The organism is Frischella japonica, from assembly GCF_014489845.1.
Taxonomy (GTDB): Bacteria; Pseudomonadota; Gammaproteobacteria; order Enterobacterales; family Orbaceae; genus Frischella; species Frischella japonica.
On the sequence record NZ_JABURY010000001.1, the window covers coordinates 1 to 13,139 of the forward strand.

14 protein-coding genes are annotated in these 13,139 nt (G+C 33.8%); 12 read left to right on the plus strand and 2 right to left on the minus strand.

Going from position 1 to position 13,139, the window contains the following annotated elements; genetic code table 11:
• Entirely contained in the window at nt 1-162 is a 162-nt protein-coding gene (locus FcAc13_RS12480) for a T6SS immunity protein Tli4 family protein (RefSeq protein WP_425499460.1), read from the plus strand.
• Between the two features lie 199 nt (nt 163-361).
• Nucleotides 362-517, plus strand: a complete 156-nt coding sequence (locus tag FcAc13_RS00010) for a hypothetical protein (RefSeq protein ID WP_187754167.1) — start codon at nt 362-364, stop codon at nt 515-517.
• A 42-nt stretch (nt 518-559) separates the two neighbouring features.
• Here FcAc13_RS00010 and narL read toward each other — a convergent pair whose 3' ends face one another.
• Both narL and narX read right to left on the minus strand, forming a co-directional pair.
• Nucleotides 560-1,213, minus strand: coding sequence for a two-component system response regulator NarL (narL, locus tag FcAc13_RS00015; RefSeq protein ID WP_187754168.1), 654 nt, complete (start codon nt 1,211-1,213; stop codon nt 560-562).
• Nucleotides 1,214-1,216: 3 nt separating this feature from the next.
• Nucleotides 1,217-3,025: a nitrate/nitrite two-component system sensor histidine kinase NarX gene (gene narX, locus FcAc13_RS00020; protein WP_187754169.1), complete on the minus strand. Its 1,809-nt coding sequence runs from the start codon at nt 3,023-3,025 to the stop codon at nt 1,217-1,219.
• Between the two features lie 219 nt (nt 3,026-3,244).
• Between narX and rplU the strand changes: the two genes are divergently transcribed.
• The 10 genes from rplU to yajC all read left to right on the plus strand — a co-directional run bounded on the left by rplU (nt 3,245) and on the right by yajC (nt 13,133).
• Nucleotides 3,245-3,553 (plus strand): 50S ribosomal protein L21, encoded by a 309-nt coding sequence (gene rplU, locus FcAc13_RS00025; protein ID WP_039103244.1) that lies wholly within the window; start codon nt 3,245-3,247, stop codon nt 3,551-3,553.
• Between the two features lie 15 nt (nt 3,554-3,568).
• Nucleotides 3,569-3,829: a 50S ribosomal protein L27 gene (rpmA, locus tag FcAc13_RS00030; RefSeq protein ID WP_187754170.1), complete on the plus strand. Its 261-nt coding sequence runs from the start codon at nt 3,569-3,571 to the stop codon at nt 3,827-3,829.
• A gap of 129 nt (nt 3,830-3,958) precedes the next feature.
• On the plus strand, nt 3,959-4,927 hold the full coding sequence (locus FcAc13_RS00035) for a DMT family transporter (protein ID WP_187754171.1): 969 nt from the start codon (nt 3,959-3,961) through the stop codon (nt 4,925-4,927).
• Nucleotides 4,924-6,087: an Obg family GTPase CgtA gene (cgtA, locus tag FcAc13_RS00040; RefSeq protein WP_187754172.1), complete on the plus strand. Its 1,164-nt coding sequence runs from the start codon at nt 4,924-4,926 to the stop codon at nt 6,085-6,087. Before FcAc13_RS00035 ends, cgtA begins: the two co-directional genes overlap by 4 nt.
• Nucleotides 6,088-6,623: 536 nt before the next feature.
• Complete coding sequence (locus FcAc13_RS00045; protein WP_187754173.1) at nt 6,624-7,187, plus strand: NADH-quinone oxidoreductase subunit J family protein; 564 nt, start codon at nt 6,624-6,626, stop codon at nt 7,185-7,187.
• A complete protein-coding gene (gene nuoK / locus FcAc13_RS00050; protein ID WP_187754174.1) occupies nt 7,168-7,470 on the plus strand; it encodes an NADH-quinone oxidoreductase subunit NuoK in 303 nt (100 codons plus the stop codon). Before FcAc13_RS00045 ends, nuoK begins: the two co-directional genes overlap by 20 nt.
• On the plus strand, nt 7,467-9,314 hold the full coding sequence (locus tag FcAc13_RS00055) for an NADH-quinone oxidoreductase subunit 5 family protein (RefSeq protein ID WP_187754175.1): 1,848 nt from the start codon (nt 7,467-7,469) through the stop codon (nt 9,312-9,314). The genes nuoK and FcAc13_RS00055 overlap by 4 nt, the downstream gene beginning before the upstream one ends.
• 29 nt (nt 9,315-9,343) lie before the next feature.
• On the plus strand, nt 9,344-10,951 hold the full coding sequence (locus FcAc13_RS00060) for an NADH-quinone oxidoreductase subunit M (protein WP_187754176.1): 1,608 nt from the start codon (nt 9,344-9,346) through the stop codon (nt 10,949-10,951).
• Nucleotides 10,952-10,956: 5 nt separating this feature from the next.
• Complete coding sequence (locus FcAc13_RS00065; protein ID WP_187754177.1) at nt 10,957-12,654, plus strand: NADH-quinone oxidoreductase subunit N; 1,698 nt, start codon at nt 10,957-10,959, stop codon at nt 12,652-12,654.
• Between the two features lie 143 nt (nt 12,655-12,797).
• The gene (gene yajC / locus FcAc13_RS00070) at nt 12,798-13,133 is read left to right on the plus strand and encodes a preprotein translocase subunit YajC (RefSeq protein ID WP_187754178.1); all 336 of its coding nucleotides are present in this window, start codon (nt 12,798-12,800) and stop codon (nt 13,131-13,133) included.
• Nucleotides 13,134-13,139: the final 6 nt, after the last annotated feature.

Genomic DNA, 13,139 nt, shown 5'->3' on the forward strand with positions numbered 1-13,139 from the left:
ATTACCGATCCAAGCTATAAAACGCCCCGATTACGGGTAGAAATGACCTACCGAATTCCCGAAGACGAAACTCAGGGGTATACGCAAGAGCAGCTGATGGTAATTTGGCGAGAAATTACCAACAGTATTCGAGTGCGCGAGCGTGCTTTTGGATTGGAGTAAGGATAAATAATTGTGATATTGCCTTAATATATTGAGGTATTTTCTAATTAAAACTAATTCGATACTCGATCCCAAACGGCGGTGGTAGTATCCTCTAAAATGTGACGCTCTCCTTTAATGCGCCATCATTTTAACGAACAGTTTAGTTAACTCATTATTTCAGTTTATTTTCAAATTGAACAGGGGATAAATAATTCAAATGCGAATGTTTTGTTATCCAGTTATAGTAGGCTTCAAAATACCACAATCTTATCAATTAGCCTTTTTCGCCACGATTAATAAATATCGCAATGACATTGGTTTAGTGATTTTTGATGTTGGCAATATAGCAGTTATTTTTGTTTCTGTAGAATAATTGCTTATATATTGTTCAGTTATTATTATTTGATGATGACGATTATTCCTTGCTTTGTAAGTACCATACTGTCATTTCCATGCGTGATTTAAAATTGAGTTTTTTAAATATATTTTTAATATGGACTTTGACTGTACTTTCAACAATCGCTAATTCTTTAGCGATCAGCTTATTAGATAACCCCTTGACTAATAGATGAAAAATTTCCTGCTCTCTGGGAGTGAGTAAATTAACGTTATGTTGATGATTGGTTGTTGATTTATCACCATAACGCATATAGTCTAACATGATGTGAGAAATCGCATCATCCATCACCACTTTACCCATCGCAATATTGTGTAACGCTTTTAGAAAATCTTCTGGTTCCATATCTTTTAATAAATAACCATCAGCCCCGGTTTTTAGCGCCGTAATAATATCTTCTTTGGCATCTGAAACCGTAAATATGATGATCCGGCTAGCAATATTCTTAGCTCTTAAATGGCGTAAAATTTCTAATCCATTCATATCATTCATATTGATATCAAGTACAATGATATCGGGCTCAAAAGTTTCAGCTAATTGGATACCTTCGATACCTGATCCGGCTTCACCGATTACTAAAAGACGATTATCGGTACCAATAAGTTGTTTTATCCCGTTACGCAACATTGGATGATCGTCAATTAAGAGAATCGTATTGTGTATTTGATCCATTTATCACTCTTCAATTGTTTGATATGCAATCGCGGTGGTAGCTTTAAACGTTATCATTATTTGTGTTCCTTTATTGGGGTTGCTATCGATTGTAAGATTTCCATTTAACAAGTCAACGCGATCTTTCATTATAATTAGTCCGTAATGGTTTTCCTGTTTTATATTAGTAGGTAAACCAACACCATTATCGCGAATAGTGATCGTAATAATTTGATCATGGTTGATATTAAAATTAAGAGCTACTTCACTTGCTTTGGCATGTTTGAAGATATTATTCATTGCTTCACGAACAATTTGCAATAAATGAATAGCATATTTACTGGTGATCATATTTAACGGTAGTTGGTAATCAAATGCGATATTCAGTTGCAATTTTTGATTAAACTCCTCTATCAGTTCGGTAAGACTGGCGTAAAATCCCGTTTGATTTAAACGTAGACGAAATGAAGTGATTAATTCTCTCAATTGTGAATAAGTCATATTAACCTCCTTACGCATCGTATTGAGTAAATTAATGCTTTCAGGTGAGGTTAAATCGGCTTGCATTTGTAAACAGCTAAGATGAATTTTGATGCAAGAGAGTGACTGAGCAATCGAATCATGTAGTTCTCTCGCCATTGCGGTACGTTCTTTTATTAATAAATAATGTTTTTGCTGTTCAATTTGCCGATCGAGCATTATCGCCGTGGTCATCTGTTCAATAATACTGTTAAGTAAATTTTCTTGTTCTTCGGTTAGAGGATTGGTTGGCGATTGAACGGCAAATAGTATGCCATATTTTTGTTGATTATCTTGCAAATACCAGTAACGTTGCCTGCCATTTTTAGGGTGAGGTTTAGCCGGAATTAAGCAAGCATTGCATTGTGGATCTTGACAATAAGGGTGTTTTTGTTGATTTGCATAGCTAATTTGTTGATAGCGTTCTGGAGCATCTGATTCATATAAACGAATCTGAAATTGGCTTAATGGGACTAATTGTTCTAGATTGTGTAAAATGGTCAAAAAGCGTTCGCATAGCGGTAAGGAAGAATGTAACTGTTTTATGGCTTGATATTGAAAAGAAACAATATTATTTTTTTGCTGTAGTTCGGCAGTTTTTTCCGCTACTTTTTCTGCTAATAACGAGTATTGAAACTCAATTTGGTCGGACATTTTATTTAACGCTTGTCCTAGCAGATCAAATTCATTCATTCTGGGTCTAACAGTAAAACGTTCAGTAAATTGATGTTGTGCAATGGCTTCTGCCATAGAAATCAACTTACGCCAAGGGGCAAATAAATAACGTCGCAAATAATAAATTTGTATGATTAAGCATATGCTAATGAGTATAATAAATAAAATTTGTAACTGGGTAATATAACCAATTTGGTTTTCAGTTTTTAGATCGATTTGATGCACTAAAGCGTCAATACGTGCTACGTATTGATCAATGTCGTTACGTATTGTTTCGATATGTTGTGCTTGTTTGAGTTTTGGACTAATGTCAACTAACCAATCGTTTTTTAATTGATAAAATTCATTAATTAAATGGTAACGATTGAGAGTCTCAAGGTGTTGTGTTGTTGGTAAAAGATTATCAAAAAGATTAAGTCGAGAGTATTCATCCTGTTGCAATGGGATCATGGATAATAACTGATAATTTTTCATTCTTAGCAATCCTAATTGATTGATCATATAGGCACTGCCTTTAGTGTCATTAGCAAAGCGATTTGAAAGCGATAAAGCTAGTAAGGCGATCACGCCTAAGAAAAACATTAATAGCGTTAACCAATTGATTATTGATACACTATGGTTAATTTTTCTTTTTAGCATGGTAATGAGATGAATTCGATTATTGATATTTATTTTTAGTAATATTATAACGTTAAAATTTAATACGCTGATCTTTTTTTGTTACTTTTTGCGATCTTTTACTAAACAGCACTTGCATACCATATAAAATTTGCGTAAAATTCACGCCCTATATGATTAATCTATGCAGACCGTAAAGAATTTAAACGATGTTGTCTGCTTTTTATTGCGGAGTTAGATATGTACGCAGTTTTCCAAAGTGGTGGTAAACAACACCGAGTCAGCGAAGGGCAAGTTATTCGCTTGGAAAAATTAGAAGTCGAAACCGGTTCAGAAGTTGTTTTCGATAAAGTTTTAATGGTAGCAAATGGTGAAGACATCAAAGTTGGTGCTCCGTTTGTTGAAGGTGCAACAATTAAAGCAGAGATTGTTGAACACGGTCGTGGTGACAAAATTAAGATTGTTAAATTCCGTCGCCGTAAGCATTACCGTAAACAACAAGGTCATCGTCAGTGGTTTACTGATGTTAAGATCACTGCAATAGCTTAATAGGAGTAATTAACAATGGCTCATAAGAAGGCTGGTGGTTCATCACGTAACGGACGTGATTCCCATAGTAAACGTTTAGGTGTTAAACGTTACGGTAGTCAGGAAGTTTTAGCGGGTAACATTTTAGTTCGTCAACGTGGAACTCAATTCCATCCAGGGACAAATGTTGGTTGTGGTCGTGACCATACTTTATTTGCTTTAGTAGATGGTCAAGTGAAGTTTGAAGTTAAAGGCCCTAAAAACCGTCGCTATGTTAGTGTTGTCGCTAATAGCTAATTAAAGCGAATCTGATTGATGAAAGCCCCACAAATCCTGTGGGGCTTTTTTGCATTTTATTCTTTAAATCAATCACTTATCCCAAAGATGATGTAAACTATACATAATTATTCTTTGGGTGATGCGCTTATGAGTAAGCAACAAAACGTTAAAATCGGTTTTATACTCGCAATGTTAACCGCTATATTGTGGGGAGCTGTACCTATTGCAATGAAATATGCAATGGTATCTATTGATGCATATACCGTGGTATGGTATCGATTTTTGATCTCCGCCATCGGATTAACTGTTTGGTTAGCTTATAAACAACAATTCCCTAATTTTCAAATTTTTAAAAAACCACGGCGTATTATCATGTTAATTATTGCCGGATTGGGTTTAATGGGGAATTTTGTATTATTTGCGTCAGGGGTAAAGTATTTATCACCAACAACCTCGCAAGTTGTTGCTCAACTAGGAATTGTTATTTTTATGATCGCAAGTGCGATTGTTTTTAAGGAACATTTAAAAGCTTCGCAAATCGTCGGTATGATTATACTGCTTATTGGATTGGGATTGTTTTTTAATAAAAGTATTATTGAGCTTTTTACTAACATCTCGCAGTATGGTAAAGGAGTATGGTTAGGTGTATTAGCGGCTATTGCTTGGGCAATTTATGCGTTGGCACAAAAGGTATTATTAAGTAAATTACGAGCGGAACAGTTGCTGTGGTTGCTTTATATTATGTGTTCGATTGTTATTATCCCGATTACTACTCCGAGTGAGATTTTTAACGCTGATGCTGGACAATTATTAGCGTTAATTTTTTGCGGAATCAATACAATCGTATCGTATGGTGCATTAGTGGCAGCAATGGAACGTTGGCAAGCTGCGCAGGTAAGTGCCGTAACCACTTTAACCCCATTATTTGCGTTGATATTTTCCGATCTATTTGCGTTATTATGGCCAGAAAAATTTGCCATGCAATATCTTAATATTTGGGGTTATATTGGTGCGTTAGCTGTAATTTGTGGCGCCATGTTTGCTACGATTGGGCATCAGATATGGCATCAAGGAAAAGGTTTTCTGTTTAAGCAGAAAACGGGAGAAAAAGAATGAAATTTGTTGATGAAGCTTCGATTCGTGTTGAAGCAGGTGATGGCGGAAATGGTTGTGTAGGTTTCCGTCGAGAAAAATATATTCCAAAAGGTGGACCTGACGGCGGTGATGGTGGTGACGGTGGTGATGTGTATTTTATTGCCGATGAGAACTTAAATACCTTAATCGATTTTCGATTTGAGAAAGCTTATCGCGCAGGTCGTGGGCAAAATGGTCAAGGTTCTGATTGTACTGGAAAACGTGGCGAAGATATTACGGTGAAAGTGCCAGTGGGAACTCGAATTACCGATAAATATACTAATGAGGTGATTGGTGATTTAACACAACATGGGCAAAAGATCATGGTTGCTAAAGGGGGATTTCATGGTTTAGGCAATGCCCGCTTTAAGTCATCGATTAATCGAACACCACGACAAAAAACCAATGGAACACCTGGTGAAAAGCGCGATGTATTATTAGAGCTATTACTACTAGCGGATGTGGGGATGCTTGGTTTACCTAATGCCGGTAAATCGACATTTATTCGTAGTGTTTCAGCAGCAAAACCGAAAGTAGCTGATTACCCTTTCACGACCTTAGTGCCTAGTCTAGGGGTGGTGAGAATGGATAATGAGCAGAGTTTTGTGGTTGCTGATATTCCTGGTTTAATTGAAGGTGCTTCTGAGGGAGCGGGTTTAGGTATTCGTTTTCTTAAACATTTGGAACGTTGTCGGGTGTTAGTACATTTAGTTGATATTGCTCCGATTGATGAATCTGATCCTGCGGAAAATGCGCGCGTTATTGTTCAAGAATTACAACAATATAGTGATGAATTAGCCAATAAACCACGTTGGTTAGTTTTCAATAAAACCGATCTTATTGGTCAGGAAGAAGCAGAACTTAGAGCTAAGCATATTGTTGAACAATTAGGTTGGCAAGACAAGTACTACTTGATTTCAGCGGTTAATCATGATGGACTGAAGTCGTTGTGTTGGGATTTAATGACTTATATTAATGAGCATCCAAGAGAACAGGCGCAAGCTGATGATAAAAATGAGAAAGTAGAATTTATGTGGGATGACTATCATCAACAAGCGATGGAAGACGCATTAGCCGATGACGACTTTGACGATTGGGATGAGAGTGATGAAGAAGGTGTAGAGATAATTTATAAAAAATAGTTATAATGTGTGAGTCATTAATTGATTTTGAAATATTAAAACAATATAAAAAATAAAACTTGATTTTGCAAATGATAATTATTATCATCAAAGCCGTACTTGATTAGTTGCAGATGCTTCTAGAGAGTATGACATTGCTCACATTGCTTCCAATGTTTGCCAGCTTGATTCGTTATTAAGCTGGCTTTTTTATTTTATATGATTTTATATACCTTTTGAAATATCCAAAAGTTACAAAAATTGGTTATTATGGATTGTATTTAAAAATTGATGGTCTGTTTAATTTTTAATTTAATTTAAAGAAATTTACGATAAATTTTATTTAATTATACAAATTAGCTAGACTTTTTGCTTAATAAGCATAAGAATAAGTTAATAATGTCAATAAATAGTTTATATATTGCTATCCTTAATTAACTGCAAAGTAAAATTTCCGTGGAAGGATATCGAAACTAAAGTAGCTAATTTTATTTTGCTAAATGTTAATTGGTATCGTTAAATAAGATATAAACTATTATATAGATATGGATAATTAAATGGTTTGGGTTTTTTATATTGCTGCTATTATCACTGTCATAGCAAGTATTAAAGTCATTATTAGCAGAAATACGATGCAGGCTTTATTATATTTTGTCATTTCATTATTGGCAACGTTAATGGTTTTTGTCGCCATGAATGCTTATCTTTCTATTTTTTTAGTTATTATACTTTTTATTGGTGCGGTCTCATTAATTTTCCTTTTGCTGTTGTCTTTACTCAAATTACGAACGGATGTTGTTGAACAAAATAAATATGGCATCAATCCTAAAATATGGTTAGGTCCTTTAATTTTAGCATTTATTCTATTTGTGATGCTGATATATGGTATCACCAGCACGGATTATTCTACATTGCAAAATGGCCGGATTGATGAAGTCGCTACAGCCAATTTACTTTTCGAAGAATATATTTTAATCATTGAATTAGCTGTATTATTACTTGTTGGAGCGTTAGTGATTGCCTATCATTTTGTATATCGTCTATATATTAATCAAGACACTAAATTACCAACACAAAATAAAAACGATTCTGGGGAAAAACATGATTCCGTTAATGCATAGTTTTATTTTCGCCGTATCGCTGTTTATGGTTGGATTATTAGGTGCAATGATTCGTCGCAATTTCTTTTTTTTATTATTAAGTTTAATGATCATGATTAATGGTGCAGTTATTGCATTAGTTGCCGCAGGGGCTTATTGGCAGCAACAAGATGGTCAATTGATTGCAATGCTTGCTATTAGTACAGCATTAGCTGAAACATTAGTGGGTTCAGCTTTATTGATTAAAATGTTTTATCGACGTAAAACCGTCAATATTGATTCTTTGAGTGATATGAAAGGATGAATTTACTTTATTTAACCATTGTCATTCCCATACTATCTTTCTTACTATTAGTTTGTTTAGGTCGTAATATTGGTAAGGGTAACATTGTTGTTACAGGCATTAGTACTATTGGATTATTATGCTTATTAATGGTGTTTATTTGTATTGATTATCATGTTAATTCAGTACCGGAAACCTCATTAATTTATACGCGTTTTTTATGGAATTGGTTTACTATCAATGATCTTACTATAACGGTAGCGCTCTATTTGGACGGTTTATCTTTAATCTTTCTGATCATTATTGTATTTTTTAGTTTAGTCATCTATATTTTCGCTGCTTGGTACTTTTCGTCTTCTAATGATATTTATCCCTTTTATGCTTATGGTAATTTACTGATTGCCAGCATATTTTTACTGATTCTAGCCGATAATTTATTTATGCTTTTTGTTGGTTGGGAAGGTGTTAGTATTAGTTGTTATTTATTAATTGGTATTTATTACCGTGCCATGAGAGTAAGTTATTCAGCCATTAAATGGTTTGTGATGACCCATATTGTAGATGTGTTTCTGTTAATTGGTATTTTTTTGATTTATTGTGGCTTAAACACACTTAATATTCGCGAAGTTCTAAGTCTTGCTAATAATGATTTGGCTGTCGATTCAGACATTATTTTTGGGATAACATTAATGCTCTTTATTGGTGTAATGGGGCGTTTAGGATTATTTCCTTTTCATCTGGGCTGTGCACAATTTGTGGTTGCACCTATGCCTTCAGTGGCTCTTTTACAATCTTTCACAACAGTATTATCTGGCGGATATTTGATTTTAAGACTTAGTTCGCTGTTTGCCATGTCGAGTGATATCTTCGTATATATGGGAGTTATCGCCGGTATTAATATTATTTTCGCTAGTTGTATTTCACTTGTACAAAATGATATTAAACGTTTAGTAATATATATTAATTTAAGTCAAATTAGTTATATATTCTTAGCTTTCATGATCCAAAATTGGATTTTATCTCTAAACTTCATAATCAGCTATGGGGTAACGAGTGCATTATTATTGTTGTCAACTGCCATTCTGATTAAAGCATGTAATGGTGAACGAGACATTAATAAAATAGACTGTTCATATCGTAACCATCCATTATTATATGGTTGTTTTTTACTATCAGCGGGATCTGTCTCCGCTTTACCTTGGATTATGTCTTCATTTTATACTGAAGGTGACATTATTTGGGGATTAATAACAGCGAATAAAATGGGCTTAGGGATAATTGCTTTGGTGGGGATTTTATTATCAACATTAAGTATTTTAAGGCTAATTTTCCTCGTATTTCATCACAAAAGAAAAACCTTACCTAATATAAAGGTGAGTTATTGGATTTATATTCCGTTAATTGTTTTAGCAATTTTAGCGACGGCGATATTTGTTTATTTACCATTACCAATTCAAGGAATTATTCCTATTATTGATTTTAATAACCATAATCAATTAGCCTTACAATTATTATTAGTATCCATTACTATTTTAGGTATTCTAATTGCTTACATACTTTTTTATCACCCGAATCCAGAAATTAAGGAAATTGCTAGTACACCAATTAGTAAGGTTTTGATCAGATTATGGGGTAATGACTGGTATTTTGATAAATTAATATTGTTATTATTGGTAAGGCCATATATTTATATCGCACAATTAATCCAAAGGGATCCGATATCAAAATGGATGTATTTTATTAATTGGGGAATTAAGAAAATTAATTTTCAGATTATTTCCTTAGAAAGCGGGCGCTTACGATGGTACATTATGTCTATTGTGACTGGTAGTATTATCATATTATTCCTGTTAATTTTAATTTAATTGATTCATCACTCTAGAAAGGATTTTACGTGTTAGTTTGGCTGGTATTTTTACCTTTATTAGGTGGATTGGTAGGCTGGTTACTCGATGCCTATTTGCAACGCTCTTTTGCCCAAATAAAGCAAAATAAACGCAATCTGGATAATAGCTCAGATTTAATCTGTAAATTGCGCGATGAGTTCCGTTTGTTTTCGGCTAACTGGATTGCGTTAGCGTTTGTGCTAGGATCATTGGTTATAACAGGCATATTTATGCTTAAAGCGTTTAATGGAGAAAATCCAGAGTTAAGTCGGATAGAAGTTGTTGATCTTGATTGGATGCCATTACTCGGTATACGTTTTCATTTGGTGTTAGACGGCTTAGCTGTTTTGATGATTTTTCTAACCCTGATTATTACCGCGATTGCTATTATTTATTCTCGTAGAGAACGCCCCAATAGTTCAGGGTTGTTCTATTTTTGCTTATTATTTATGTCTTCAGCTGTAATCATGTCATTTGTAACTGTTGACTTATTTTTATTTTTACTAATATGGGAGGCGGTTTCCATTCCCGTATATTTTCTAATTGTATTGTGGGGCAGGCGAGATTCTAATGCACAATTGCGATTTAATGGTGCGAGTAAATTTTTGATTTACACTCAAGTCAGTAGTTTGCTTATGTTGATATCAATAGTATCGTTAGCTTTAATCAATTGGAAACTGACTAATAAATGGTCTTTTGATAGTGCGACGTTAATCAATACCCCAATATCAAGTTATGTTGAATTTTTATTGATGTTAGGATTCTTGGTCGCCTTTTTAGTTAGAATTCCTTTATTGCCTTTTCATGGTTGGTTTATTCAAGCACATATCGAATCTTCGACTACGGGATCAATTATGATCAGTGGATTACTGGTCAATACGGCGATTTATAGTTTGTTACGCTTGGTTATTCCATTATTTCCCAATGCGTCATTAACCATTATGCCTATTATGGTGGGGCTTGCCATAATCACATTATTTTATGTGGCAATATTATGCTTTAATCAAAATGATATAAAACGGTTAATCGCCTATGCTCATATTGGTTTAATGAGTGTCATGACAGCCGTACTTTATAGTGGTTCATTATTGGCATATCAAGGTATTGTTATTGAAATTATTGCTATTAGTTTGGTGATAGTTGGATTATTTATTATTAGTAATTTATTAATCGAACGTTATTTGACACGCAATATTAATCATTTTATCGGTTTAAAATCACATGTTAAATATCTATCCACTTTAACATTATTTTTTATTTTAGCTATTTTAGGCGTGCCAGGTACGGCAAACTTTGTTGGTAACTTTATGATGTTTTTAGGGAGTTATGAATCTTCAGCTTATTTTGGTGTATTATTGATAATCGGACTCTGTTTACTTTCGATTTCTATTATTATTCGAATCCAACCGATGTTTTATGGTCTGGTTGATAAACCAATCATAGATAAAAAACATATTTCCGTTAAAGATTTGTCATTATTAATCTTTATTTTAATCATTTTATTTTTCATTGGATTATATCCACAATGGTCATTGGATCTTTGCTACCCGGCGATGAATAAAATTCAGCAGATTATTGGCAGCGCACAAACCAATCTGATTAAAGGGGATGTATAAGTTATATGATGGCGATAACAACTTATGAATTTATTTATTTATTGCCTTTGCTGATATTAGGTAGTGCAATAGTCATATTAATATTTTTTCTATTGTTTAATCGAATTAGCACACAACAAACAGCAATGTTGGCAATTTTTTGTTTACTCTTGTCGTTGGTATCCTCTACGTGTATTGGTTATAAGATTATTTCCGGTTCTGATAATGATGCCCTTATTTTGACAAATCTGGCACAAAACGTTGATGAGGTTACGGATAAACCAACTGAAGTGACGGATGATATTAATGACGCTGCAACTAATGAGCAAATGTTACCGGAAATGCATACTGTTGAATTACCACCTTCAATGTTAAATGATGGAGCGTCGATCGAAGATGATATAGTAAGAAATAAAAACGTCATTTTAACACTATTTACTATTGATGGTTATGGTGCACTTTACACGAGTCTTATTCTGTTTTTATCTATTATTGTTTCTACTTTAGCTGCGACTTGGTTTAAGAATGAAGCGACACATCACGATTTATTTTATTTGATGGTGCTTTTCTCTGCTTTAGGGGCAACGACTTTAATTTACTCTAGCCACCTGATTTCATTTTTTATCGGTATGGAATTGTTGTCGATTATGATTGTCGGTTTAGTTGGCTATCAATATACACAAAAATACTCCTTAGAAGCTGCAATAAAATATATGGTGTTATCGGTTATCTCAACTTCCTTTCTGTTAATGGGTATTGCTTTTTATTATGCTGCAACAGGTGAATTAACATTTAGTGGTTTAAGTTATCAGTTATCAACATTATCATCGCCAAGCATATTATTATTGTTGGGTGTATGCTTAATGCTAGTTGGAATTGGTTTTAAACTTTCTTACGTTCCGTTCCAATTATGGTTACCTGATGTCTACCAAGGTGCTCCGACTTGTGTCTGTTTGTTATTAAATACGATCGGCAAAATTGCGATTTTTTGCGCTGTTGCTCGTTTATTTTTATTAGCGCCAATTGTTAATAATGAAACCATACGCATCATTATGACTATAATGGCATTTTGTTCCATAATTTGGGGAAATGTATTTTCCATCACACAGCATAAAATTAAACGTTTATTAGCTTATTCATCAATTGCTCATTTAGGTTATTTATTGATAGCCCTGATAGCCGTTCAATATCAAGTGTTAGCTTTGGAAACAATCGGTGTATATCTAATCGGTTACATGTTAGCCAATATTTGTGTGCTTGGTGTAATCAGTTTAGAGTCATGTTCAAATGCTAAAGAGGATCATGATAATGATGTAGATCTTTACGGATTATTCTGGCGCAGACCGATTATTGCATTGGCAATGGGAATTGGTTTGCTATCTTTAGCCGGTCTTCCATTGACAGTTGGCTTTATTGGTCGTTTCTCATTGATATTACTCGGTGTTACGGCAGAACTATGGTTGTTAGTTGGTACCGTAGTTATTGTAAGCGCCTTTAGTTTGTATTTTTATTTACGATTAGTGATTATTCTCTTCATAAAACCCGATAATATGATAAAGACTAATCTCACAAATACGAATATTTCTATTTTTGCCAAATTTAAACAGATTGGCATAAATGAAGTTTTTATTGTTGGTTCAGCCTTATTCATTGTCTTTTGTGGGGTATATCCGAAATGGTTATTTAATTTAGTGAGTATTGCACAATATTTAACACCACAATAAAGATATTATTTATTTTCCCAAATTATGGATTTAATGAGCAGCGGTTAACGCCACTAAATTTATGAATTAGTATGCTATAATTATGTTTTCATGTATTATTATGCACCGATATTATTTAACAATAACTGACTTAAGAGGAAAGTATGAACTTTTTTATCAGTAATGCTTATGCCAATGATGGCGCCTTTGTTCCAACTGACTCAAATACTATGACATTGATTATGTTAGTTATATTTGGGATTTTTTTCTATTTTATGATTATGCGCCCACAGCAAAAGAAAGCAAAAGCTCACAGAGAGTTGATGGCTGCCATTTCTAAAGGTGATGAAGTCTTAACTACTGGCGGATTAATTGGTCGTGTTGCTAAAGTGAGCGATAATGGTTATTTATCAATAGCACTTAACGATACTACTGAAGTCGTCATTAAACGTGATTTTGTTGCTTCAGTTTTGCCTAAAGGAACAATGAAATCTTTATAATTCATT

Bases quoted from the DNA above. Each gene is read 5' to 3' on its own strand.
- FcAc13_RS00010 (WP_187754167.1), top strand. From the start codon at position 362: ATGCGAATGTTTTGTTATCCAGTTATAGTAGGCTTCAAAATACCACAA.
- narL (WP_187754168.1), bottom strand. From the start codon at position 1,213: ATGGATCAAATACACAATACGATTCTCTTAATTGACGATCATCCAATG.
- narX (WP_187754169.1), bottom strand. From the start codon at position 3,025: ATGCTAAAAAGAAAAATTAACCATAGTGTATCAATAATCAATTGGTTA.
- rplU (WP_039103244.1), top strand. From the start codon at position 3,245: ATGTACGCAGTTTTCCAAAGTGGTGGTAAACAACACCGAGTCAGCGAA.
- rpmA (WP_187754170.1), top strand. From the start codon at position 3,569: ATGGCTCATAAGAAGGCTGGTGGTTCATCACGTAACGGACGTGATTCC.
- FcAc13_RS00035 (WP_187754171.1), top strand. From the start codon at position 3,959: ATGAGTAAGCAACAAAACGTTAAAATCGGTTTTATACTCGCAATGTTA.
- cgtA (WP_187754172.1), top strand. From the start codon at position 4,924: ATGAAATTTGTTGATGAAGCTTCGATTCGTGTTGAAGCAGGTGATGGC.
- FcAc13_RS00045 (WP_187754173.1), top strand. From the start codon at position 6,624: ATGGTTTGGGTTTTTTATATTGCTGCTATTATCACTGTCATAGCAAGT.
- nuoK (WP_187754174.1), top strand. From the start codon at position 7,168: ATGATTCCGTTAATGCATAGTTTTATTTTCGCCGTATCGCTGTTTATG.
- FcAc13_RS00055 (WP_187754175.1), top strand. From the start codon at position 7,467: ATGAATTTACTTTATTTAACCATTGTCATTCCCATACTATCTTTCTTA.
- FcAc13_RS00065 (WP_187754177.1), top strand. From the start codon at position 10,957: ATGATGGCGATAACAACTTATGAATTTATTTATTTATTGCCTTTGCTG.
- yajC (WP_187754178.1), top strand. From the start codon at position 12,798: ATGAACTTTTTTATCAGTAATGCTTATGCCAATGATGGCGCCTTTGTT.